The sequence below is a fragment of the Agarivorans gilvus genome (genome assembly GCF_001420915.1).
GTDB classification, from domain to species: domain Bacteria; phylum Pseudomonadota; class Gammaproteobacteria; order Enterobacterales; family Celerinatantimonadaceae; genus Agarivorans; species Agarivorans gilvus.
This window is the reverse complement of sequence record NZ_CP013021.1, coordinates 1,008,298-1,030,978: the sequence shown is the minus strand read 5'-3', so window position 1 is coordinate 1,030,978 and position 22,681 is coordinate 1,008,298. Positions and strand designations below refer to the sequence as shown.

The window sequence follows — 22,681 nt, the reverse complement described above, 5'->3', positions numbered from 1 at the left end:
TCAGATCCGCGACTGCTGAGTTAGTTCAATCTGATTTAGGAAACAACGCCGATCAGCGCTATACCAAAAAAATGCGTCTTTATTTGTTTTTTTATTAAACTCAACTTTGAACGCTTCGGTAGACTTGCGGAACTCTTTCAATGAAACGTTCGTTTTAACTTCATGTTGTACACGCTCGTTCAAGAAGTTAAAAAAAGTCGTTTTATCTATTTGGACCAAAACATCATCAGGGATCGGCTTCGCCGCAAAACTATGCCCGGAGAACGCAATTAACACGAATGACAAAAGAAATTTCTTCATATGGAACTTTTATCCTTAAAAAACCACATCAAAAGAAGCTGTTGCTAATAACTAAGCTCTCAAAGTGAAGCCAAGTCCACATATTTGGCCACTGAGCGACCTTATTCTCAATCCATGCTGGCAAATTCCAGAACAACGCATCTATGGAGTAACGCTCCAACAAATTCAGAACAACTTACTTTTAAATAAATCCAGGAGAGAAGAGAACAAGTAATCTTCCGTTCCTTGGAACATTGCTGCGGCTCAACAATGAATGACCTAATAACAAACCTGATTTAGTTATCAATAGTAAGCGCTAAGCTATTGTTTATCAATAATAATATCTTATGGTTTTACAACAATTTTAAATGCAGGAAGTTTTGTTGAAAATATGAAGCCTTTTCAAGAAATCAATAACTACTTATTCAACACAACTCGCAAATATTTAGAAAGCAAAGGGACGCACTCAACGACAATACCAGCACATGGATGATAATGTTTTCTGACTTTGTAAGAAGAATTACCAATCAATGACAATTCAAACGTTGATATCACATGGCCCATCTCCCTCGCTCACAGTCGTAGGCGATGATTGGCAATCCATTTACCGTTTCTCTGGAGGCAAGCTTGAGCTGACCACCCGCTTTAAAGAGCTTGTTGGCCAATAGCGGCTTAATTAATTGCATGAAATTCATACAGATAGCCCTAGCTTAACTAAATAGCATAGGGTATAGATACTATTTAGTTAAGCCAGTAAAAAGCCCAAGCTAACATGGCTTGGGCTGATTGACTCGCACTGTGGTGTTTTAGTTTACTTTAAAAGATGAGAACTGTTTATTGACTTCCGCAGCATGGTCTTTTAAGCGCTGGAACTCTTCAACCAATTGATGGATTTGGTTTGAGTTAAGTTCGCTGGCATTTTTAATGTTCACAATGTTTTCCGACAAATCGGTCGCCACTGCTGATTGCTCATTGGCGGCGGTGGCGATTTGTGCATTCACTTCGTTCACTGTATCAATAGAGGCGACGATTTGTTGCAAGGCTTCAGCCGTTTCATTGACGGTTTCTCGGCCTTTCTGGCTAAGTTCATGGCTTTGCTCGATAGAGCCCACCGCCTGGCTGGTGGAGTTGGTGAGTACTTCAATCAAGGACTCAATCTCTACCGTACTTTTTTGGGTTTGCTCTGCTAGTGAGCGCACTTCATCGGCCACCACGGCAAAGCCGCGGCCCGCTTCGCCGGCGCGGGCTGCTTCAATGGCAGCATTAAGCGCGAGCAAATTAATTTGTGCCGCTACGCCTTTAATCACATCTAAAATGGCGGTGATGTTACCCACGTCTTTTTCGAGGGTTTCAATTGAACTGCTGCTCTCTTTAATTTGTTCAAATAATTGGTCAAAGCCGTGCAGCGTTTGTTTAAGGCTGAGCATCGCCAAATCGCCTTTATCTTTAGCGTCTTGAGTGACGCCTGCGGCATATTTGGCGCTGTCGTCAACACTTTGCGCTGAGGAGCTAAGCTCAGACACCGCAGTGGCAACGAGTTCGGTTTGGGCTAATTCGTCTTCTACCACTTTTTGGTTTTGCTCTGAAATGCTGGTCATGCGGTCGACCGAACTCTCTACATCGGTAAAACTCTTCATTGCCGAATTTACCAAGTTTTGTACCTTCTCAACGAAGGCGTTAAAACCCGTTGCCAAGAAGCCAATTTCGTTATCGGCTTTTTTCTCAAGGCGTAGAGTAAGGTCGCCATTGCCGCTAGACATTTCGTGCAGTGACGAGCCGGTTTGTTTAATTGGAGTAATTAGGCTGCGTGCTACAGCAATACTCACTGCCAACGAGATAACAATAATCACCAAGGTGACCACCACCGACATAATGAAAATAGAGTGGGCGACACTATTGGTGACCGCTAAGGCTTCATCAACATTGTATTCAGCGATAATCGCCCAAGGCTTGCCAATAAAATTAATCGGGGCGTAAGCAAAGATGCTTTGCTGATCAAACAGGTTGTTTGACTGTTGCACGCCAGACTGACCCGCTAAGGCTTCATTCACGGCTGAATAAGATAGTTTGGTGTAACCGGCGTTGCTGCCTAGGTTTTGCACGGCTTGTAGTTCGGCGGCATTCTCTACCTTATTAAACGCGCTAGGGTTTTCTATTAATAAACGTGAGTTGGTACGGATCATTTCATCGTCGCCAACTAGGTAGGCTTCGCCTCGCTCACCCAAGCCTGAGGTGGCCCATTCACCATTGAAGGTCATTAACTCGCTAATTCGTTTAGTGTTAATTCGAAACACTAGAACAGCGAAGGGTTCATCTTCTACAAATATTGGAGCGGATAAAAAAGCCGAGTACTCGCCATAAGCGGGCGGGTAAAACTGAAAGTCTACAAAACTGTATTCACCCTGGGGTAGGTCTTTAGCCATTTTATAGGCTTGAGCCATACCGGTATTTTGGTAAGGGCCGTCCAGCATATTGGTGCCGAAGTCGAGCATTTTTTTGGCCGAGTAAAAGACTTGCGAGGTTTCGATGGCGACCATTGCCACATCGGCCAGACCAAAGCGTTGCATTAAGGTAGCCAAGTTTTGATGCATCTTTTTATGCGCTAAGGCAAAAGAGGTGCCGTCGCCGGGATCTAATACGCTGTCTTTATGGTTTAAGTCGGCATCGGTTTTAAGCAAAAACTTATATTGCACTGCCACCGCGTGGTCGTTTAGCTCTTGGGGTTTGGCGAGCTGACTAAAAGTATTATCTAGAGCTTGTTGTTTTAGATAGGAAGCGATAGTGGTTTGGTAGTATTGGCTTAATTCTTGGCGCTGAGTAATGATGTTTTCTTTACCTTGCAAAAAGGCATAAGGAAAAAATGCGCCATATAAACGCTCCGCCGATTGCTTAATTTGCGGTTGCTGAGAGTAATCAACGATGCGGGTAGCGAGGGTTTGCGAGTAGTTGTTAACCGCACTGGCAGTGACATTTTGTAGTGATACGAGCTGGTCTTGCCTCGATTCAAAAAGCGCTGTTTTCATCTGGTTGATAGCGACATTAGCAGTAAATAGGGAAGCCACTGCCGAGGCAAAGGTTGCGATAGATACAAACAGGATCAGGGTCTTGGTAAACATCTTCATTGATTAATCTCCGAGCTCATAGTCGAGAGTGCTCCGTTACACTGCATTTAGTTATTGTTGTGCTTATTCATTGTTAATTTGTTGTTGCTAAAATAAGTGTGGCTATTATGCCTTTGTTTTTCTTGTTATTTAGGTGACGGAAATCACGGCTTAGCAGATTACTTGAGGTCTTAGTGAGGGGGGAGTTTCATACTCGCTGTGAAATAGTTGATTTCGTTAGCCAGTAGCGTATTTCATTAATTGCGTTTGCTAGTGCTTGTGTGTTTTTTAGCCATTTAAATGGTGGTTTTTTACCAATGGTTTATTGCAAGTGATTGATTTGAGATGTTAGCACTGACTAAATTTTACCTAGGGCGTGTTGAGCCTCATTAGTCTGGCAAAAAACATAAAGCCGCTTGGTAAATTAGCGGCTTTACATTTATGCTTTTTTAGCCTGATAGCCGTTGGTTTATTGCTTACTGACGAGGTCGCCTAATTGAATATTGGCGGTCATGCTTGGGTCTAGCGCCACCACAATGGCGCTGTCCTGATAGACCTGTTCGATCCGTACCTCACTGCCGGTGAGGCTTTGTTCTTGGCGGGGAATGTCCCATTCTCCCCAGTGGTAGTTTTGCTGGATTAGGGTAAGTAACATGCCGCGATTTAATTGATTGGCCTTACCGAGATTGATTTGCCAGCGATCAGGACCTAATACTTTAACCACGCTGCCTTGTAATGGCTGGCAAGCAAGTAAGGCATCCACTTCCCCTAGGATCTGTTGCAGAGTGTTATTCACGGTTTGGCCATAGGCTGATAACCAAAATTCCGCAGTGTAGGGGGAGATGATCTCACGAGCGTCAAACTCCCAAGGCGCGTTCACCGAGAAGCGTTTGTTGTAGATTTCTTCTAGATCAATGGCGTTATAAACTCGCGCATTGATAACAAAGTAGCGTTGCGGGTAGCTAAAGTTAATCACCTTGGGTTTATAGACTCGGTCTAAAGATATGTTTTCTATTTCTAGTCCTAATAAATACTGTGCACCGTAGCGATCGGCGACATCTTTAATGCCTTTGTAGTTGTGCTCACCCGGTTTGTAATAGTTGAGTGGCAATTTAGGTGGATGCTTGATATTAAATTGCTTACCCACTTGTCTAGCTATGTCGTAGGTTCGTTGCTCTACAGCCGGAGACAGTTCTTGTAACTGGCCGACTCGTGCTTGGTGCTGTTGCTTTAAGTAAGGGGGCAGCAACAACAGGTTTTTACTATAACCGCTGGCTTTACATTGACTGGCTTCGGGAAAGACATCGGCTTGCAAGATCACGTAAAACTGCTGCCCTTGTTGCCCTTCATCTAATACGGTGAGGTTGTGTAGTGAACCTTTAGATACCACCTCTAGCTGGTCGAGCGTAAGCCGACCACCGTTGACTTGGCTTATGCTGGTGACAGAGGCACCAGAATACAATAGCAACTGTTTAACTGCTTCTTGCATGGCAGTGCTGCGTGCTTGGTCAATCTGGTTGTTAACAATAGTTGCCTGTCCCTTCGCTTCATACCACTCCGCTTGGCTGGTACTGCAAAGTAGCATTCCTATCATCAAAATAAGTATTTTCATAAGCTCCTCCTGCACAGGCTTAAGCAATAACCGTACCTGAAGTAAAGTGTTATTTTTTTGACTGGAACGGTTTTTGCTTTAGTCGGCTTAGTAGAAGGAGAAGGGTATGCGATATACAATATTAGTGGCAGCGTTGCTGGTGTTACAAGGCTGTAATACTAGCTTGCATCATGTTTCTAATTATCCCTATGTTGAGCCTCGTGAGCAACAGGAGGCGGCGTTATTCGCCCATGTAGATGAGCTTTCGGAACAGTTAACCGATGATTTGGAGCTGGGCGAAAAGGATACGGTGGCGATTAGCACGGTGGTTGATTTAGATAATTTGCAAAGCAGTGATAGCTTCGGGCGGCAAGTGGCGGAGGCAATGTTTGCCGCTTTGTCGCAAAAGGGTATTCATACCATCGAGCCTCGGCTAACTGGCCGGCTACAAATGGACCCAGGCTTCGGCGAATTTTCCTTGTCGCGAGATGCGCAGTTGCTGCGCGAGCAGATGCAAATTACTTACGTGGTGGTGGGCAGTTTTCAACGAACCGACTCTGGTCGCCACGTGAACCTGCGATTAGTTGAGTTATCTAGTCAAAATGTGGTGGCTGCGGCCTATCAATTTATTCCAAATAGTGCGGGGGCCACTTCGCCACGTGTCACTAGTGTGAATGGGAGCTTGCAGCGTCATGAACAATCTGTACTTTAAATTTTGGTTTAGCAGCCTTGCTGTTTTGTTGTTGATTGCTTGCTCTCCGCGTACCCAAATTCAACAGGTGGAGTGGACTTATCAACCACCAGGTGATTTTACTATTGTTAATGCCGTGGGGTATGCTCCGATTAGCCAGCAACGCGGCGCTGATTTAGCAAGTAAGCAGTTACATGCCATGAAGGCGTCTAAGCTAGATGCCTATCGAGAGCTATCTGAACAAGTTTATGGTCAGCGCATTGACAGTAGTTCTACGGTTAGCGACTTAGTATTGGGTAACGAGCGTTTAGCTGCTTCTGTTGCTGGGGTGATTCGTGGTGCTAAGGTAGTGAAATCTTATTCGGTAGATGATGTGTATGTCACTGAGCTACAACTCGATTTTAGAGATGTGTACCGAGTCACTATGTCTATGGCCCCAACGCGCCATCTAGAGAGCCAAAAAACCATTCAATTCTAGTAAAGATTTTACCTTTCAAGCCGATAATTAAGGCGTAATAGACGATTAAGGACCGGATATGAAAGGTATGACTCTAGTGGCTCTGGCCACTTCATTATTGGTGGGCTGCTCTAATACACCATCAATGCAAAAAGTAATGGTGTATGATGGCTCGGCGCACAATGTTGCCCATGCTCATAACGCACATTACCTTGAAGGCGTCGTTGATGAGAGTGGCCAGTTATTTCTAAGCAGCTCTCCGCGCCGAACTCTTAATACTTCCAGCGTAGATCTCTCTGATAAGGCTGTAGAACATTCTCTCACCGATTATGTGAATGCCATGTCGCAGCGACTGGTTTCTAGTTCTCACTATGTTAATGCTGACACTCCGATAGGGGTGGCGTCCTTTGTTCCTTTGGATGATTTTAAAAGCACTGACGTGTTTGGTATGCAGTTGGCAGAAAGTTTTGTCTATGAAATGCAGCAAAATGGTTTTTCAGTCATAGATTATAAAACGACGGGCTTTATACGGGTGACTCCGGAAGGGGATTTTGTTTATAGCCGTAATGTTAACGAATTATCCAAGCGTTTACCGATCGAATATTTACTGGTAGGGACCTTTAGTAAATCCACTAACGGCGTTTTAGTGAATGTACGAATTGTTGGTGCACAATCGAAGGTGGTGGTGGCTTCCGCTCAGGAGCTCATTCCTAACGAGGTATATCAAAGTAAGGTTCCCGAGCCGGTTAAGCGAGATGGCGTGATGATTATTGAGGCGCGTAAACAAGCCAATAGTCGTATGTCTGCAGGAGAGCGAGGCTAGTTTTAGTTTAATCGTCTATTCGTAACTCCCCCAAATCATCCGATATGATTTGGGGTTTTTTATATTTTTAAAAAAGTGAGCTTATTAAATAACAATATAGGAGAGTTAGTAAAACGCTTGCTTAAGCTTTAAAGCCTTTGCCCATGCGTTGCGAACTGTGTTTTTTACCTAGCTTATCGTAGGTAGAGGCATTTTGGTTTTGTAGTTGATCGATAACTGCGCTTAGCTGACGCACTTTTTCTTGGCTAGTTTTAATGATTTCACCATTAACGGCATTCAGTGTTTGGCACTGCTCTAGCAACTGCTGCGTATGGGCCACTTGTTTGGCTAGTTTGGCATCACTGCTGAGCTGGTGTTTATCGGCCGAGTTTTCTATTTGCTTATCTAGCTCGATAATCGCCGACAGTATTTGCTCTTTTTGCTGCGCAATAGCCAGTAGCCCGGTGCTGTCGTCTTGCTCAAGCGCCCGTTTTTCTTGTTGCAAAAGAGAAAGCAGCAATTGTAATTGCTGCTCTTGGGTATTCAGTAGGGTGGCGATCATAGGCTAACTATCCTAGCGCTTTATTAAACTCGCTTTCAAAGTCACCCATTTTTTGGGCAACTCGGTTAGCATCTATTTGATAGCTTCCATCGGCCACAGCTTGCTTGATTGACTCTAGTTTTGAACTTCTGCTGTCAGAGTCACTGAGCAAATTCTGCTGAATACGGCTGAGTTGTTGTGCTTCGTTAGTAAGCATAACTGAATCCTGGGCTACAGCAGAAGTAGCGTTTGAACCTTGTTCAGCGCTAGTTTTCGTACCTTTGTCAGATACTCTATTGGCATCTAGTTGACTAGGACGGTTTCCACCTAAGTTGTTAATGTTTAAAGCCATAATGGCGCCCCACAGTTAATCAATTTTTCGTATTCAATAAAGCTATCGGCTTGCCTTAATAAAACTTTAGAAAATATTTAAAGTTTTACTTCAACTAAGCCTAAGGCTTTGACTCGGCCGGTGACCAAACGTTGTGACTGACTATTTCTAACTTTAATGGTATCACCGATGCTACCACTTGATAAAGCCGTTCCTCGAGTGGTTACTTTTAAACCGCCCATATTAGCGGATATGGTTACAACGTCACCTTTACAAATAATGCAAATATCGCGCCCAGTTATAATTTGGCCTTTCCTTATCGCTCTAGTCAGTTTGGCTCCTAATAGAGGAGGGAGCTCGGTGAAATAACTCCCGCGCAATCTATTCTGTGGAATAAAGCTGGTTTCTAACTGTTGGTCGTTTAGCCTAGCTCCTTCTTGCAGCGGGGCTGCGGCTACCACCGCCGCGAGTAACACTTGTTTGCGTACTGGAATATACAGCCGCCAGTTAATGTGCTCGGCGCAGGTAACTAATACGATGGTGTTTCTTCTTACTTCATCGTTAGCTAGGCTATAACTATAATTACTGGGGCATTGGGGAATGGCGACCCGGTCATCGAGTTGGTTAGCGGTAAGTTCAATTTTTTGACTGGCGTCGCTACTGATTTGCGAGCGAACAAATTCCTCGGCTGATTTTTCAAGCTGTTGATGGAGTTCGCTAGTGTGAGCTGTAAGGCTAAAACAAAATATTAGCAGCGATGAAGCAATTTTTATCAACATTTCCTATATGATACCGATAAAGCAAAGTAACAATTGGCTTTTTTGTCTATGCTTAACATGTTGATGCTAGGCAGTTAGGTGTCAAAAAAACGACAATAAAGCGATAGTATATAGGGGTAAGCAAGGTTAGTGCCCCTTTTCTAAGGAGTGAGAGTATATGGCGGGTATTTTAGATTCAGTAAACCAGCGAACCCAGCTAGTAGGGCAAAACCGCCTAGAGCTGTTGTTGTTTCGGTTAAATGGGTCACAGCGCTATGGCATCAACGTTTTTAAAGTTAAAGAAGTATTGCAGTGCCCACCATTAACCGCTTTACCTAAGTTAAATCCTGTGATCCGTGGTGTTGCTCATATTCGAGGACAAACTATTTCGGTAATAGATTTGAGTTCTGCAACCGGCGGGCGGCCAATAGAGGATTTGTCTAAGTGTTTTATTATTATCTCTGAATATAACCGCTCGGTTCAGGGCTTTTTGGTTGGTTCAGTTGAGCGCATCGTGAATACCAACTGGGAAGATATTCTTCCTCCCCTAAAGGGGCGGGTAAATTCAACTATCTAACCGCGGTGACAGAGGTAGAGAATGAGCTCATTTCGATTTTGGATGTAGAAAAAATTCTTGATGAAATTTCGCCAGTTGATACAACTGTAAGTCAAGAGATCGTTGATGAAGCGGTTTCTAATGTACATATTGATAAGAAAATTTTGGTGGTGGATGATTCATCGGTCGCCAGAAATCAAGTAAAACGCGCCGTAAGTTCTTTAGGCGTTGAAACCCTACTGTGCCAAGATGGTAGAGAAGCTTATGAGTTACTCTGCTCTATGGCCAAAGAAGGGCCTATTACCGACCAAATTGCTTTAGTTATTTCTGATATTGAAATGCCAGAAATGGACGGCTATACACTTACCGCAGAGGTACGTGCCCATCCGGACCTGAAAGATTTACATATAATTTTGCACACTTCTTTAAGTGGCGTATTTAACCAAGCCATGGTAAATAAGGTCGGCGCGAACGACTTTATCGCTAAATTTAATCCTGATGAACTAGCGGCTGCTGTTCGTAAGTCTTTATAGAGAGTGTGGATGCATTTGTGAGAACCATAACCGACGATGTATACAAACAGTTTTGTGGCTTTTTAGAGAAGCAATGTGGAATTGTTTTAGGTGATAACAAGCAGTATTTGGTTAAGAGTCGCCTGTCACCGTTAATGTCACAATATTCTATAGCCAGTCTGACTGAATTGGTTCAAAAAGCCATGAGTTTGCGCGAGAGGGAATTGCGTGCGGCGGTGGTTGATGCCATGACCACCAATGAAACTTTGTGGTTTAGGGATACTTATCCTTTTCAATTGTTGGCCGATAAGCTATTGCCCGAATACAGTAAGCTTACTCGCCCAGTAAAAATATGGTCTGCGGCGAGCTCATCGGGGCAAGAGCCGTATTCTATTATGATGACCGCACTAGAGTATCAAGCAAAACGTCCTGGTACTTTGCCAATGGGCGTTCAAGTTGTTGGCACCGATATTTCGCCGTCGATGTTAGAGCACTGCAAACGCGCTGAATATGATGCCTTAGCCTTGGCTAGGGGCTTATCGCCGGAACGTAAGAGACAGTTTTTTGAACCAACCAGCGATGGCCGTTTTAAGGTTAATGATAAGGTGCGTAAAAACGTGAGCTTTCGTCCGCTAAATTTGCTTGATAGTTATGCATTAATGGGTAAGTTTGACATCATCTTTTGTCGTAACGTGCTTATTTACTTTAATGCTGAGGTGAAATCGAAAATTTTGAATCAGTTCGCTCAGGCGCTCAATCCTAATGGTTATTTAATGTTGGGGGCTTCTGAGTCGATTACCGGTTTGACCGACCGGTTTAATATGTTGCGCTGTCATCCTGGCATCGTGTATCAACTTAAATAAACTATTGGCGGCAGCAAAGGACAATTGTTGCCGCTTTGTTTGCCGCCAGCCGGCTTCTTGCCTCTAGCAGTTTCAGCCGTTCGGCTGATAAGTCCTTTCTCTTCCGTTATTTAAAGCGTCAAAAAAACACTGGCATAGCTTTTGCAAATTAATTTTTGTGAAAATTATAGTGAGGTGTATATGGCAATTACTTTCGATAAAGCTTTAGGCGTTCATCAACATACCGTTGGCGTTAGAGCTCGTCGCTCTGAAGTCATAGCAAGTAATATCGCCAATGCGGACACACCCAACTATAAAGCACGAGATATTGATTTTAATAAGGCTTTTGCTGCTGCTAAAAGCAAACAGAGTGGCGCTATGCAAGTGACTAATCAACGTCACATTCAAGCTGGGCGCAATCAGTTTTCGGAGTTGGGCTTTAGAGTGCCAGACCAGGCCGATACTGGCGACGGAAATACCGTTGACGTGCAAAAAGAGAAAACAGCTTTCATGCAGAATGGCCTTGAGTACCAAGCGGGAATTAACTTTTTGTCGAGCAAATTTAGTGGATTGCGCAAGGCAATTAAGGGGCAATAATGAGCTTTTTTAATGTTTTTGATATTACGGCCTCGGCCATGAAAGCACAGTCGGTTCGTTTGAATACCACGGCCAGTAACCTTGCTAATGCCGATAGTATTAGTTCGAGTGTTGATCAAACTTATCGAGCCAGAAAACCGGTATTTGCCGCCGAATTAACTAAAGCTAGCCAGGGGCAGCTAGAGTCTGCACAAGTTAAAGTGGCTGGAATTGTGGAGTCTGATGCTCCTTTACGTAAAGAATATTACCCAGAACACCCGCTGGCGAATGAAGAAGGCTATATCTTCAAACCTAATGTGAATGTGATTGAAGAAATGGCAGACATGATGAGTGCTTCACGTTCTTATCAAGCCAATGTGCAAGTCACCGAAGCCGCCAAGCAAATGCTAAATAGCACGCTCAACTTGGGTAAAAGTTAAGGAATAGCCTGTGTCTACGATTAATCCACTACAAAATAATTACTGGCAGCCTGAGTCGGTTGTTCCTGAAAGCAACAACAATCAGTCCTTAGGACAAGAAGACTTTTTCGCCTTGTTAACCACGCAGTTGCAGTACCAAGACCCAAGTAAGCCGGTTGATAATGCAGAAATGATTGCGCAGATGGCATCATTTCAAACCTCTGAAGGTATTGCTGAACTAGGCACTAAATTTGACACCATGAATTCCATTATGAATTCATCGGCAGCCCTGCAAGCGTCGACCTTAGTGGGGCAAAAAGTCTTGGTTCCTCTAGATTACGGATATAACTCAGGCCAGGGTTTTGATGGTGTAGCGGTGACTAATGCTGCTGCCACTAATGTCAAAGTGACTGTTGAGAATGCCGCAGGAGAAACGGTGAAAGTCATCGAACTAGGGGAAGGGAGCGGCAATATGCCTTTCTCATGGGATGGTACTGATTCTAATGGGGAGCCTCTGCCAGAAGGCACCTACAACATTAAAGTAAATGGGGTTCAAGGGGGCAAAGAAATTAGCCTACCAACCGCCACTTATGCCAACGTTGGGAGTGTCAGTCTTGCTGGTGGAACATCTGGTGTAGTGGTTAATTTAGAAGGTTTGGGCGGCATTGCTATGAGCGATGTCTTAGAAGTATCCAAAGCCTAACAAAGAATAGTAAAACGATAGGAGATTGAGAGATGTCATTTAATATCGCGCTAAGCGGCATCAATGCCTCGCAAAAGGATCTTGACGTTACAGCGAACAACATTGCTAACGTCAATACCATTGGTTTTAAAGAGTCGCGAGCAGAGTTTGCCGATGTCTATGCCACATCGATTTTCTCTAATGCTCGTACCGCAGTGGGTAACGGGGTGAAAACCGTGGATGTTGCCCAACAATTTCACCAAGGAAGCTTGAACTTTACTCAGAATGCCTTAGATATGGCCATTAGTGGAGAAGGTTTCTTTGTTACTGCATCGGATTTAACCACCCAAACTCGAGAGTTTACTCGTGCTGGGGCGTTTAAATTAAATGCTGATAACTTCATTGTTAACTCTCAGGGCCAATACTTACAAGGTTACACCGTGAATAATAGTGGCACCCCATCAGCTGTGAGTATGGCGGCCACTAACGCCATTCAAATTAGCGCTGAAGTGGGTAATCCGACGATGACGGGTAAGGTAGATATGAGCTTTAATTTGCCTTCTAGCGGCAGTACTCATGACATCGGAGATTTTGACCCAACAGATAGTAATACTTATACCTCAGCGACGTCGGTGACAGTATACGATTCGCAAGGTGGTTCGCATGTTGCTGAAACTTTCTTTATTAAAGATGATACGAACGCCAATACTTGGCATAAGTTAATTTACATCGACGGCAAACCGGTAGATGTGGCTGGCGGTACGGCACATACCCCTAATGCTGGTAATGCCAACCCAAGTATCCCCAGATCGGCGACCTTAACCTTTGACAACTCTGGTGCTTTGGCCTCAACGACGCCGTTGATTATTGAAACCGTCGCTTTGGGTACTGCGCCACCAAACGGCCCCGGTGGTGTTTGGGATCCAGTAACGGGCTCAGTTGACCCAACTCAAACCATTACTTTTAACTTAAATGGCCCAACCCAATATAACTCGGCCTTTGAAGTATCTAGCTTGTCGCAAGATGGTTCTACTGTAGGTAAATTGACCGGTATTGATATTGGTCCCGATGGTTTAGTGGTGGCGTCATACAGTAATGGCCAAACCGACAATATTGCGAAGGTGGCGATTGCCAAATTTGCCAACAACCAAGGTCTGTCGCAAATTGGCGATACTTCGTGGCAACAAACTCAATTGAGTGGTGAAGCGATTGCCGGGGAAGCTAACTCAGGCACCTTTGGTAAGATTAACTCTGCCTCGTTAGAGCAGGCCAACGTTAACTTGACCGAACAGCTAGTTAACTTGATTAGTGCTCAGCGTAACTTCCAAGCTAACTCCCGTGCTTTAGAAGTTAACTCAACGCTACAGCAAACCATTATTCAGATCCGTTAATTAAGCGCTCTGAATTAAAAAAGGCAGCTTAGGCTGCCTTTTTAGTTTATTTATTTTATTGCTGTTTATCTTCTTCGTAAAACCGTTTTTCTTCTTTGGCATTATATTTGCTGTTAAATCTATTGAGTCAGCTAATTGACGAAGGAAAAGAAATGGACCAACTACTTTATATATCGATGACCGGCGCCAAGCAGAATATGAATTCTCTTGCGGTTCGCGGTAATAACTTAGCAAACGCTAATACTACTGGCTTTAAGGCCGACATCGAGAACGCGCGTGCAATGCAGGCATTTGGCCCTGGCATGCCGTCTCGAGTATTTGCGATGACTGAACGCCCAACTCAGAATTTTGGCGATGGCCTACTTAAAACTACCGGCCGAGATTTAGATGTTGCGATCAAAGGTGAGGGTTGGATTTCTGTTCAGGATAAAGACGGCCAAGAAGCCTTAACCCGCAATGGTAATTTTACCGTGTCTGCTGCAGGGGTACTACAAACCATGCAAGGGCAGGCGGTGCTGGGTGACCAAGGTGGGCCGATCGTTATTCCTCTTCCTCTCGAAAAGCTAGAAATAAATGAAGATGGCACTATTGAAATTCGTCCCGAAGGGGCACCTGCGGACGCCTTAGAAGAAATCGGTCGAATTAAATTGAGTAAGCCTTTTGCTGGTGATTTAACCAAAGGTAACGATGGTCTGTTTCGCTCAACCTCCGGCCAAGCTTATCAAGCTGATGCCACTGTTGAGTTGGTAAAGGGCGCGCTGGAAAGCAGTAACGTTAATCCAGTGCAAGAGATGACACATATGATCAGCATGCAGCGTCAATTTGAAATGCAAATCAAAATGATGAAAGCGGCTGAAGACAACGATAAAGCTACCAACAATCTGTTGCGATTAAGTTAGGAATAAGGAGCGTATTATGCATCCCGCGTTATGGATCAGTAAAACCGGCCTAGATGCCCAACAAACCAACGTATCGGTTATTTCTAACAACTTAGCCAATGCCAGTACGGTGGGGTATAAGAAAAGTCGAGCGGTGTTTGAAGATTTGCTTTACCAAACTATCAATCAACCTGGCGGACGTTCTTCTCAGAATACTCGCATGCCCTCGGGTTTGATGATTGGTGCCGGTGCCAAGGTGATCGCCACTCAAAAAAACCATGAGCAAGGCAATGTGCAAACCACTGACAATGCCTTTGATTTGATGATTGATGGGCGCGGTTTTTTTGAAGTACTGATGCCTGATGGCACCACCGCTTATACCCGCAATGGCCAATTTGGTCTAAATGATGAAGGCACCATTGTTACCCCTGGTGCGGGTTACCCTTTGCAACCTGAAATTCAAGTGCCAGAAGATGCGCAAAGCTTTACTGTGGGTGAAGATGGTGAAGTGAGTGTCCGCTTACCGGGACAAACCGATAGCCAAGTCATTGGTCAAATCACTATTACCGATTTCGTTAATCCATCGGGTTTAGAGCCTCGCGGTCAAAACCTCTATTTGGAAACGGGAGCCAGTGGCGCCCCACAAAATGGTATTGCTGCTGAAAATGGTTTGGGCGCGATTCGTCAAGGCTCGCTGGAAACCTCCAACGTTAACGTAACCGAAGAGTTGGTTAACTTGATTGAAGCACAGCGTGTTTACGAAATGAACTCTAAAGTGATTTCTACAGTAGACCAAATGTTGAACTTCGCAACGCAGCAACTGTAGATAAGACGTAGAGAGGGATAGTTCATGAATAAACTATTAGTAATCGCAAGCTGTTTGGCAATCGCCGGATGCGCCAGTATGAATACCGCAGTGGTGCCAGATGACCCTGAGTTTGCCCCAGTTTATCCAGAAGAAGTGCCCGTTGAAGCGAAAATAACCGGTTCGTTATTTGCCCAAGATCAGGCAAACAACTTGTATTCTGACAAAAAGGCCCACCGAGTGGGTGACATTATTGTAGTGAACTTGGCTGAGCGAACCCAAGCCAGTAAGTCAGCCAGTAATGATTTAGCTAAAGACAAGAATTTCAATCTCGATCAAATCACCGTTCCAGGCGGAGTGGCTACCATTGGTGGTAACCCCATAGAATTAGGTCTTGGCCAAAGTAGTGCCTTTGCTGGTGCAGCCGATGCTGCTCAAAGTAACAGCTTGAACGGCAATATTTCGGTAAATGTAATTCGCGTATTGGCTAACGGCAATCTAATCATCAGTGGCGAGAAATGGTTAATGTTGAATAACGGCAACGAGTACATTCGGCTTACCGGTATTATTCGCCCAGAAGACGTGTCACCTGATAACACCATTACCTCGTTGCGTATTGCCAATGCTCGTATTCAGTACGGTGGCACCGGGGACTTTGCTAATACCACCGAGCAGGGGTGGTTGTCTAAATTCTTTAATGGCCCAGTTTGGCCTTTTTGAAGCCTAAACGTTGAGGAGTAGCGCCATGTTGAAGCGTAGCATTTTTGTATTGATTTTCGGTTTGTCTGTGTTGGCGAATACTGCTAGTGCCGCACGAGTAAAAGATGTGGCTAATGTGGCTGGCGTGCGCTCTAACCAATTAACGGGCTACGGTTTAGTGGTGGGTTTACCCGGCACTGGTGAAAAGAACAGTGATTTTGCTAAGCAGTCTTTCGCCACCATGTTACGTAACTTCGGCATTACTGTGCCTCCGGGTACTAACCTAAAAATTAAAAACGTGGCGCCAGTGGCGGTACACGCTGAGCTTCCGGCCTTTGTTAAGCCGGGTCAAACTATTGACATCACGGTATCGGCCATTGGTGAAGCCAAAAGCTTGCGCGGCGGCAGCTTAATTCAAACCTTTTTAAAAGGTGCTGATGGTGAAGTTTATGCGCTAGCACAGGGCAGTTTAGTGGTGGGCGGTTTTGGCGCTGAAGGGGCCGATGGCTCTAAAGTTATTTCTAATACCCCTACAGTGGGGCGCATTCCCAATGGTGCCATTGTTGAACGCGCGGTGCCTTCGCCCTTTATGAGCGGTGATACCATTACCTTCAATTTGAAACGTTCTGATTTTACCACCGCTAAACGTTTAGCCGATACTATCAACAATCTGGTTGGCCCTAATACAGCAACGCCAATGGATGCCGCTTCGGTACAAGTATTTGCTCCTCGAGATCCCGGTCAGCGAGTGGCTTATTTATCGACTTTGGAAAACTTGAGTTTTGAGCCTGCTTCAGAATCGGCCAAGATTATTGTTAACTCACGAACCGGTACCATTGTGATTGGCAAAGATGTTCGCTTGTTGCCTGCCGCCATTACCCACGGTGGTTTAACCGTGAAAATTTCAGAAACCCCGGTGATTTCTCAGCCTAATCCATTCTCAGATGGAGAGACGGTACAAACCACTGTAAGCACCATTGAAGCGACTCAAGAAGACTCCCGTATGTTTAATTTTGACCCCGGTGCGTCTTTGGATGACCTTGTGCGTGCGGTAAACCGAGTAGGGGTGGCTCCGGGCGACTTGGTCTCTATTTTGGAGGCGCTGAAACAAGCTGGCGCCATCCAAGGCGAGTTATTGGTGATTTAATATGGCGATGGATGCAGTCAAACAATCAGCAAATTATCACGATTTAGCCAGTCTGGATGAGTTGCGAAGTGCTGCGCAAAAGGATCCCAACAAAGCTTTAAAGCAGGTTGCTAGCCAATTTGAGTCTTTGTTTATGCAAATGCTAATGAAGCAGATGCGTAAAAGTAATGCCTTATTTGAGAGTGATTCACCTTTAAATAACCGCCATACCCAAACTTATCGTGACATGCATGACAATCAAATGGCCTTAGAGTTGTCATCGTCGGGGGCTTTAGGTCTAGCCGACCTGATTGTGGCTCAGTTAAATCCTGCTGCTGCGAACGTTACACCGGCTTCGGTGCTTCGTGGTGGGCAAAACATTGATTTGCAAAAACGTTCTTCTCAGGCAGAAAGTGAAAATGGCAAGAATATTGCTCTATCGACTAGGGTAACGGCTGATGAAAGTAAAACTTTAGCGAAAAAGCCCAAATTATCAGCTAGCCCTGAATTAGAGGCAAATAGTGCCACAGAAAAACGGCAAAGTTTTGCCTCTCCTGCTGCCTTTATTGAGACGATTTTACCGGTAGCTAAGAAATGGGCCGCAGAAAAAGGCATCGAACCCTTAGCGATTGTCGCTCAGGCAGCACTAGAGTCGGGCTGGGGTAAAAAGGTCATCGCCAATCGAGATGGTTCTAGCAGTTACAATTTATTTGGCATTAAAGCAGATAGTCGCTGGCAAGGAGATAAAGCTGTGGTAAGCACTTTAGAGTATCGAGATGGACAAGCCCGTCGAGAGCAGGCCGCTTTTCGTTCTTACTCTTCATTTGAAGAAAGTGTTAAAGACTACCTATCGTTTGTTGAGGGGCCTCGTTATCAACAAGCCCTCGCACAAGGCCATGATGCCAAGCAATACGCCAAAGAATTGCAAGCGGCGGGTTATGCAACCGATCCGCAGTATGCCAATAAAATTGGTCAAATTTTGGATAGCCAGCATTTTTCAGAATTTCGTGACGAACTGGTGGAAGGGGAGTAACAATAGATGGCAATGAATGACTTATTAACCATTGGCTCCTCTGGTATTGCTGCACATCAACGTTTATTGATGACCACCGGTAATAACATTGCCAACGTTAATACACCGGGTTACAGCTTACAGCGCACTTTTTATACAGCTGATGTGCTCGGCGGCTTACGCGAAGGTTATACCGAGCGAGTACTCAATGGCTTCGCTCAAGCGCAGATGTTCCGTGATACTTCAACCTTAGCTAACCGTAATGCCTATTTAGAATCGGTGAGTTACATCGACACGATTTTAAGTGATGATGCCTTGGCCTTAAGTAGCAAGTTTGATGATACCTTTACTCAATTGCACGCCACTACAGATAACCCTACTGCACTATCTACTCGTGAATTGGCGCTTTCTCAATTCAATGCCTTAACTGAGCGCTACCGTACGCTGAACGAACAGTATCAAATTCAAGAAAAAAACCTCAGCCAAGACATCACTGAAAAAGTGAACGAGGCCAATGCGCTAATTACCAATATCGCTGAAATTAATAAAGAAATCATCTCTGCCGGTGGCCTTAATCCTTTAGATGGTAAAGTCGCGACACTGGCAGATAAACGCGACCAAGCGATTAAAGAGTTAGCCGAACTGGTGGATATTAACACTATTGCCCAAGATGACGGCTCCACCTTGGTATTTATGCGCTCTGGCCAAGCCTTGGTTTTACAAGATGATAAGGCTATTTTGGCAGTAGCTGACGGTGACCCCGATACCACTCAAAAAGAAATGACTTTGTCCTTGTCTGGCTCTGCTCGCATTATTGGCCGCGAAGATATTGGTTCTACAGTGGGCGGTTTAATGGAATATCGTAAAACGACTTTAGATACTAGCCGTAATCAGCTTGGTCAGCTATCGATAGCCATGAGTGATGCTTTCAACAGCCAAAACCACTTGGGAATGGACTTAAATGGTGACCTTGGTGGTGATATTTTTACCCTGCCTACTTTTAGCGGTAAAGAGTTTTCTACTAATACCGCTGCAGGCGCTATTAGCGGTTCTTTTATTCCTGGCAGTGGCAGCGAGGTGACGCCCTATGATTATCGAGTCACTTTCACTTCGGCCACCACCTTTGAAATTCAGCGCTACGAAGGAGATCAGCCTATCGAAGCCGCTGTTAGTGGCAGTATTCCGCCGAGTAATTTTCAACTCGATGGCTTAGATTTAGATTTTTCTGCGGGGCCTTTCGCCGCAGGCGACCGTCATCTTATTCAACCGACTCGCGATGCTGCGGCCGCCATGGCGGTGAGTATGAGTCAGCCCGAGCGTTTGGCTTTAGCATCTCCCATAAGAGTGGAGTCAGAGTTAAATAACCGCGGTAATGCAGCAATTTCTATTGATTCCATCTACGACACCGACCCCGCAACATCTGATTTCACCTTACCCGGTGGATATGACGTAAATGGTCCAGCAGAGGTTAGGGTTAACGCCGCCGGCGATTTTGAGATCTATGATGGCAGCGGCACTTTAATGGCTACTGCGCCGGCATCTAGTGGTGGTCAGCAGTTGTTTGCTAATGCGGTACCTGCCTTAAGCCCTGGTTATGACATTAACATTGATGGTGATGTGCAGGAAGGCGATGTTTTTACCATGGGCTACAATACCGAAGGCTTTAACGATAACTACAACGCACTACGTTTCGTTGATTTACAGCAACAAGACTTAGTGAGAAAGAGTTTGGCCACTGGTGGTGATAATAAGATGACCATGAACGATGCTTATGCCAGCGTAGTGAGCTTTATTGGTGGCAAAACCAGTGAAGCTCGTGTGGCGACGGCCGCCGCAAGCTCTTTGTTGGAACAAAGCACTCTGCGACATAATTCCATATCGGGGGTAAACCTTGATGAAGAAGCGTCCAATTTAATTCGCTTTCAACAAGCTTATGCAGCCTCGGCACAGGTGATTAGTGCCGCTCAAGAAACCTTTCAAACACTATTAAGCTCAGTGAGGTAATTAAGGTATGCGAGTATCTAGTATTAATCTATATCGAAATTCCTTGCAAGGTGTACTTAATGGCCAAGAACAAGTGCAGAAAACTAATCTGCATTTAATGACCAACAAGCGTTTACTCACCTCGGCAGACGGTCCTTCTGACATGAGTAAAACCATGTTTTTGAGCACTGAAATCACCTTGACTGAGCAGCATTTAAAAAATGGTACGCTATTAGAAAGTGCGCTTAATTTTGAAGAATCGGTACTTGGAGGGATGACCACAGCCATGCAACGAGCAAGGGTTCTTGGCATTCAAAGTGGTGATGGCATTAATGGTCAGTCGGAACGAGATTCCCTAGCTAAGGAGCTAAGACAAATCCAAGCTCAATTGTTGGACTTTGCCAATAGCCAAAATGCTGATGGTAGTTACGTTTTTTCAGGTTTTCAAACGCATAAACAAACCTATGCTTATGACGGAAGTAAGTATACCTACCAGGGGGATTCTGGTGAAAACGAATTAAAAGTTTCTGGTTCAGTTTATATTCAAAGTAATGATACAGGTAAAGAAGTATTTGATAATGTGTTTGAACGTTTTAAAACCAACGATACCAGTGCCAATATTTCAACTGTTGTAGAGAGTCAACGGAGTTATGATTCATTTTACAATCAAAACTATGATCCAATTACTCCTGCTAATAATACCTTTCAGGTACAAACAACAGCTGGTGCACCTGATACCTATGAAATATTAGACAGTGGTGGTGCTTCTTTGGTGCCCCTGTAACTGGTGATTATGTTGATGGCCAGGCAATTAACTTTAACGGTTTGGCTATTACTGTTACCGGAGCAGCCGGTGCTACTGAAAGTTTTGAATTGGCACCGCCGACTAAAGAAAATGTATTTAATATGATGGGCGACTTTATTCGCGCCTTAGAAGACCCTACTGTACAAGGTGTTGATTTTTCTGAGGCTCAGAACGATTTCATTGTAGGTTTAGATAATGCTATGGAAAAGATCGGCTTAACACTAGGCTCAATTGGTGCACGCGGTAACGCCTTAGATTCAGTTAAGTCTGCCGCTCAGTCTATGGATATTGTGAATAAATCTTCACGTGCCAGCTTAAGTGAAGTGGACTTTGCTGAGGCAGTGAGTGACCTACAAAAAGCAGAGCTAGCCTTGAATACCTCCTACGCTGCCTATAGTCGGGTGAGTCAGTTATCTTTATTTAATTATATTTAGTATTAAAGTTTATCGGAAGCTTGCCGATAAACTGATCTTGTTTGGGATTTTAATTTGTTTGTTTCGATAAATTTTTAATAAAAAGCTAAAGATTTTCTCTCATTTGTCGTTAAAAAGGGTGCTTCAATAATGAAGCACCCTTTTTAGTTTAGATGAATTAAAACAAATTAAAAAAATTGCTAAAGATTATTGAGGTAAGGCCGTTAAATAGGGTAAGTCAGAAACAAAATAATAACTGACAAGAATTAAAACCTATTAATGGTTAAATATAGATAGGAGAAATATCATGGCTTTATATGTTAATACTAATGTGTCATCAATAAATGCACAGCGTCAACTTTATAACTCAGGTAATGGTTTAGATACCGCATTCCAACGTTTGTCATCTGGCTTCCGTATTAACAGTGCGAAAGACGATGCTGCTGGTCTACAAATTTCTAACCGTTTTACTACTCAAATTCAAGGTTTAGACCGTGCAGTAATGAATGCCCAAGATGGTATTTCTGTGGCGCAAACTGCTGAAGGTGCAATGGATGAAGTAACCAATATGTTGCAACGTATGCGAGTATTGGCGATTCAGTCGCAAGATGGTGTGAATAATACTGATGACCGTGTTGCCCTTCAATCTGAAGTAAGCCAATTAAAAGCAGAAATTAGCCGAGTTGGAACTACCACTAAGTTTGGGGGCATTTCGTTGCTCAACGGTTCTTATAGTGCGAATTTCTTGGTAGGGGCAAATGCCGGTGAGAACATTCAAGTCTCTATTGCAACCTCGGTTACTCAAACTGGTTTAGGTATTAATACTGTATCTGTTACCTCTGCTGCAGGAGCGAGTACAGCGATGGCTGCAATTGACTCGGCACTGAAGGCGATTGATGAAGAACGTGCGAACTTAGGTGCGGTACAAAACCGTTTCCAATCTACCATTCGCAATCTATCGAATATCTCGGAGAATGTAACAGCAGCTCGTTCACGTATTAAAGATACCGATTTTGCAAAAGAAACTGCAAATTTGACCAAGAACCAGATCTTGCAACAAACCTCGACTACGATTTTGGCTCAAGCAAATCAACGTCCTCAGGCTGCACTATCTCTACTTGGATAATAAAAAGAAAGGACGGTGGGGGTTCAATCCACCGTCCTCAGACTGCAGTAAGCGCGATGATTATTTTAGGAGGCTCAATTCCTTTATTATAAAAATGCGCTCTAGTTTCGCTCTCATCTCCTATCGTTTCGAGCGACATGGTCAAGTGTGTGGATAGCACGCTTGGCCATTTTTTCGCAGCGGTTCAGACTGCATTGTAAATAAAGCAATGTATGTGCCAAATTTTTCGATGTTTTTTTGACTTCGTGTTTATGGCGCTAATTATAGTGTTTTTTTTGAACAATTGTTAGTGAGCTACTTGGCCA

The 22,681-nt window shown here is 44.3% G+C and carries 24 protein-coding genes and 1 pseudogene; 19 read left to right on the top strand and 6 right to left on the bottom strand.

The window, feature by feature from the left end; translation table 11 throughout:
* Window positions 1–300: a hypothetical protein gene (locus AR383_RS04855; protein ID WP_055732122.1), complete on the bottom strand. Its 300-nt coding sequence runs from the start codon at window positions 298–300 to the stop codon at window positions 1–3.
* A 509-nt stretch (window positions 301–809) separates the two neighbouring features.
* Here AR383_RS04855 and AR383_RS21470 point away from each other — a divergent pair.
* A complete protein-coding gene (locus AR383_RS21470; protein WP_198150207.1) occupies window positions 810–947 on the top strand; it encodes a UvrD-helicase domain-containing protein in 138 nt (45 codons plus the stop codon).
* Between the two features lie 138 nt (window positions 948–1,085).
* Here the strand turns inward: AR383_RS21470 and AR383_RS04850 are convergent, their stop codons facing one another.
* Complete coding sequence (locus AR383_RS04850) at window positions 1,086–3,401, bottom strand: methyl-accepting chemotaxis protein (protein ID WP_055732121.1); 2,316 nt, start codon at window positions 3,399–3,401, stop codon at window positions 1,086–1,088.
* Window positions 3,402–3,849: 448 nt separating this feature from the next.
* Complete coding sequence (locus AR383_RS04845; RefSeq protein ID WP_055732120.1) at window positions 3,850–4,992, bottom strand: flagellar assembly protein T N-terminal domain-containing protein; 1,143 nt, start codon at window positions 4,990–4,992, stop codon at window positions 3,850–3,852.
* Between the two features lie 106 nt (window positions 4,993–5,098).
* On the opposite strand from AR383_RS04845, the gene AR383_RS04840 reads away from it, so the two are divergent.
* Genes AR383_RS04840 through AR383_RS04830 form a run of 3 tightly spaced genes read left to right on the top strand, consistent with a single transcriptional unit; the run spans window position 5,099 to window position 6,942 of the window.
* Window positions 5,099–5,683, top strand: a complete 585-nt coding sequence (locus tag AR383_RS04840) for a FlgO family outer membrane protein (protein WP_055732119.1) — start codon at window positions 5,099–5,101, stop codon at window positions 5,681–5,683.
* Entirely contained in the window at window positions 5,664–6,140 is a 477-nt protein-coding gene (locus AR383_RS04835) for an LPP20 family lipoprotein (protein WP_055732118.1), read from the top strand. The genes AR383_RS04840 and AR383_RS04835 overlap by 20 nt, the downstream gene beginning before the upstream one ends.
* 58 nt (window positions 6,141–6,198) lie before the next feature.
* Window positions 6,199–6,942: a FlgO family outer membrane protein gene (locus AR383_RS04830; protein ID WP_055732117.1), complete on the top strand. Its 744-nt coding sequence runs from the start codon at window positions 6,199–6,201 to the stop codon at window positions 6,940–6,942.
* Between the two features lie 121 nt (window positions 6,943–7,063).
* Here AR383_RS04830 and flgN read toward each other — a convergent pair whose 3' ends face one another.
* The 3 genes from flgN to flgA form a co-directional block, all read right to left on the bottom strand.
* Entirely contained in the window at window positions 7,064–7,483 is a 420-nt protein-coding gene (gene flgN / locus AR383_RS04825) for a flagellar export chaperone FlgN (RefSeq protein ID WP_055732116.1), read from the bottom strand.
* Window positions 7,484–7,490: 7 nt separating this feature from the next.
* A complete protein-coding gene (gene flgM, locus AR383_RS04820) occupies window positions 7,491–7,814 on the bottom strand; it encodes a flagellar biosynthesis anti-sigma factor FlgM (RefSeq protein ID WP_055732115.1) in 324 nt (107 codons plus the stop codon).
* Window positions 7,815–7,891: 77 nt separating this feature from the next.
* Window positions 7,892–8,572, bottom strand: coding sequence for a flagellar basal body P-ring formation chaperone FlgA (gene flgA, locus AR383_RS04815; protein ID WP_055732114.1), 681 nt, complete (start codon window positions 8,570–8,572; stop codon window positions 7,892–7,894).
* Window positions 8,573–8,729: 157 nt separating this feature from the next.
* On the opposite strand from flgA, the pseudogene AR383_RS04810 reads away from it, so the two are divergent.
* The 15 genes and pseudogenes from AR383_RS04810 (at window position 8,730) to AR383_RS04740 (ending at window position 22,376) form a co-directional block, all read left to right on the top strand.
* Window positions 8,730–9,640: pseudogene (locus AR383_RS04810) on the top strand (chemotaxis protein CheV).
* A 17-nt stretch (window positions 9,641–9,657) separates the two neighbouring features.
* The gene (locus AR383_RS04805) at window positions 9,658–10,482 is read left to right on the top strand and encodes a CheR family methyltransferase (RefSeq protein WP_055732113.1); all 825 of its coding nucleotides are present in this window, start codon (window positions 9,658–9,660) and stop codon (window positions 10,480–10,482) included.
* A gap of 180 nt (window positions 10,483–10,662) precedes the next feature.
* Window positions 10,663–11,058, top strand: a complete 396-nt coding sequence (gene flgB / locus AR383_RS04800) for a flagellar basal body rod protein FlgB (protein ID WP_055732112.1) — start codon at window positions 10,663–10,665, stop codon at window positions 11,056–11,058.
* Window positions 11,058–11,477 carry a flagellar basal body rod protein FlgC gene (flgC, locus tag AR383_RS04795; protein WP_055732111.1) on the top strand — a complete coding sequence of 140 codons (420 nt, stop codon included), beginning with the start codon at window positions 11,058–11,060 and terminating at the stop codon, window positions 11,475–11,477. The genes flgB and flgC overlap by 1 nt, the downstream gene beginning before the upstream one ends.
* A 10-nt stretch (window positions 11,478–11,487) precedes the next feature.
* Complete coding sequence (locus AR383_RS04790) at window positions 11,488–12,159, top strand: flagellar hook assembly protein FlgD (protein WP_055732110.1); 672 nt, start codon at window positions 11,488–11,490, stop codon at window positions 12,157–12,159.
* 32 nt (window positions 12,160–12,191) lie between these two features.
* On the top strand, window positions 12,192–13,529 hold the full coding sequence (gene flgE / locus AR383_RS04785; protein ID WP_055732109.1) for a flagellar hook protein FlgE: 1,338 nt from the start codon (window positions 12,192–12,194) through the stop codon (window positions 13,527–13,529).
* 152 nt (window positions 13,530–13,681) lie between these two features.
* A complete protein-coding gene (gene flgF, locus AR383_RS04780; RefSeq protein WP_055732108.1) occupies window positions 13,682–14,428 on the top strand; it encodes a flagellar basal-body rod protein FlgF in 747 nt (248 codons plus the stop codon).
* A 16-nt stretch (window positions 14,429–14,444) separates the two neighbouring features.
* Window positions 14,445–15,233 (top strand): flagellar basal-body rod protein FlgG, encoded by a 789-nt coding sequence (gene flgG / locus AR383_RS04775; RefSeq protein ID WP_055732107.1) that lies wholly within the window; start codon window positions 14,445–14,447, stop codon window positions 15,231–15,233.
* Window positions 15,234–15,257: 24 nt separating this feature from the next.
* Window positions 15,258–15,932, top strand: a complete 675-nt coding sequence (gene flgH / locus AR383_RS04770) for a flagellar basal body L-ring protein FlgH (RefSeq protein ID WP_055732106.1) — start codon at window positions 15,258–15,260, stop codon at window positions 15,930–15,932.
* Between the two features lie 25 nt (window positions 15,933–15,957).
* Complete coding sequence (locus tag AR383_RS04765) at window positions 15,958–17,058, top strand: flagellar basal body P-ring protein FlgI (RefSeq protein WP_055732105.1); 1,101 nt, start codon at window positions 15,958–15,960, stop codon at window positions 17,056–17,058.
* A 1-nt stretch (window position 17,059) separates the two neighbouring features.
* On the top strand, window positions 17,060–18,070 hold the full coding sequence (gene flgJ, locus AR383_RS04760; protein ID WP_055732104.1) for a flagellar assembly peptidoglycan hydrolase FlgJ: 1,011 nt from the start codon (window positions 17,060–17,062) through the stop codon (window positions 18,068–18,070).
* A gap of 6 nt (window positions 18,071–18,076) precedes the next feature.
* The gene (flgK, locus tag AR383_RS04755) at window positions 18,077–20,053 is read left to right on the top strand and encodes a flagellar hook-associated protein FlgK (RefSeq protein ID WP_055732103.1); all 1,977 of its coding nucleotides are present in this window, start codon (window positions 18,077–18,079) and stop codon (window positions 20,051–20,053) included.
* Between the two features lie 7 nt (window positions 20,054–20,060).
* Window positions 20,061–20,816, top strand: a complete 756-nt coding sequence (gene flgL, locus AR383_RS04750; RefSeq protein WP_055732102.1) for a flagellar hook-associated protein FlgL — start codon at window positions 20,061–20,063, stop codon at window positions 20,814–20,816.
* A gap of 41 nt (window positions 20,817–20,857) precedes the next feature.
* Entirely contained in the window at window positions 20,858–21,271 is a 414-nt protein-coding gene (locus AR383_RS04745; RefSeq protein WP_055732101.1) for a flagellin, read from the top strand.
* A gap of 286 nt (window positions 21,272–21,557) precedes the next feature.
* A complete protein-coding gene (locus AR383_RS04740) occupies window positions 21,558–22,376 on the top strand; it encodes a flagellin N-terminal helical domain-containing protein (protein ID WP_055732100.1) in 819 nt (272 codons plus the stop codon).
* Window positions 22,377–22,681 lie beyond the last annotated feature (305 nt).

Coding starts and splice junctions, on each gene's coding strand:
- AR383_RS04855 (WP_055732122.1), bottom strand. CDS start 300: ATGAAGAAATTTCTTTTGTCATTCGTGTTAATTGCGTTCTCCGGGCAT.
- AR383_RS21470 (WP_198150207.1), top strand. CDS start 810: ATGACAATTCAAACGTTGATATCACATGGCCCATCTCCCTCGCTCACA.
- AR383_RS04850 (WP_055732121.1), bottom strand. CDS start 3,401: ATGAAGATGTTTACCAAGACCCTGATCCTGTTTGTATCTATCGCAACC.
- AR383_RS04845 (WP_055732120.1), bottom strand. CDS start 4,992: ATGAAAATACTTATTTTGATGATAGGAATGCTACTTTGCAGTACCAGC.
- AR383_RS04840 (WP_055732119.1), top strand. CDS start 5,099: ATGCGATATACAATATTAGTGGCAGCGTTGCTGGTGTTACAAGGCTGT.
- AR383_RS04835 (WP_055732118.1), top strand. CDS start 5,664: ATGAACAATCTGTACTTTAAATTTTGGTTTAGCAGCCTTGCTGTTTTG.
- AR383_RS04830 (WP_055732117.1), top strand. CDS start 6,199: ATGAAAGGTATGACTCTAGTGGCTCTGGCCACTTCATTATTGGTGGGC.
- flgN (WP_055732116.1), bottom strand. CDS start 7,483: ATGATCGCCACCCTACTGAATACCCAAGAGCAGCAATTACAATTGCTG.
- flgM (WP_055732115.1), bottom strand. CDS start 7,814: ATGGCTTTAAACATTAACAACTTAGGTGGAAACCGTCCTAGTCAACTA.
- flgA (WP_055732114.1), bottom strand. CDS start 8,572: ATGTTGATAAAAATTGCTTCATCGCTGCTAATATTTTGTTTTAGCCTT.
- flgB (WP_055732112.1), top strand. CDS start 10,663: ATGGCAATTACTTTCGATAAAGCTTTAGGCGTTCATCAACATACCGTT.
- flgC (WP_055732111.1), top strand. CDS start 11,058: ATGAGCTTTTTTAATGTTTTTGATATTACGGCCTCGGCCATGAAAGCA.
- flgE (WP_055732109.1), top strand. CDS start 12,192: ATGTCATTTAATATCGCGCTAAGCGGCATCAATGCCTCGCAAAAGGAT.
- flgF (WP_055732108.1), top strand. CDS start 13,682: ATGGACCAACTACTTTATATATCGATGACCGGCGCCAAGCAGAATATG.
- flgG (WP_055732107.1), top strand. CDS start 14,445: ATGCATCCCGCGTTATGGATCAGTAAAACCGGCCTAGATGCCCAACAA.
- flgH (WP_055732106.1), top strand. CDS start 15,258: ATGAATAAACTATTAGTAATCGCAAGCTGTTTGGCAATCGCCGGATGC.
- AR383_RS04765 (WP_055732105.1), top strand. CDS start 15,958: ATGTTGAAGCGTAGCATTTTTGTATTGATTTTCGGTTTGTCTGTGTTG.
- flgJ (WP_055732104.1), top strand. CDS start 17,060: ATGGCGATGGATGCAGTCAAACAATCAGCAAATTATCACGATTTAGCC.
- flgK (WP_055732103.1), top strand. CDS start 18,077: ATGGCAATGAATGACTTATTAACCATTGGCTCCTCTGGTATTGCTGCA.
- flgL (WP_055732102.1), top strand. CDS start 20,061: ATGCGAGTATCTAGTATTAATCTATATCGAAATTCCTTGCAAGGTGTA.
- AR383_RS04740 (WP_055732100.1), top strand. CDS start 21,558: ATGGCTTTATATGTTAATACTAATGTGTCATCAATAAATGCACAGCGT.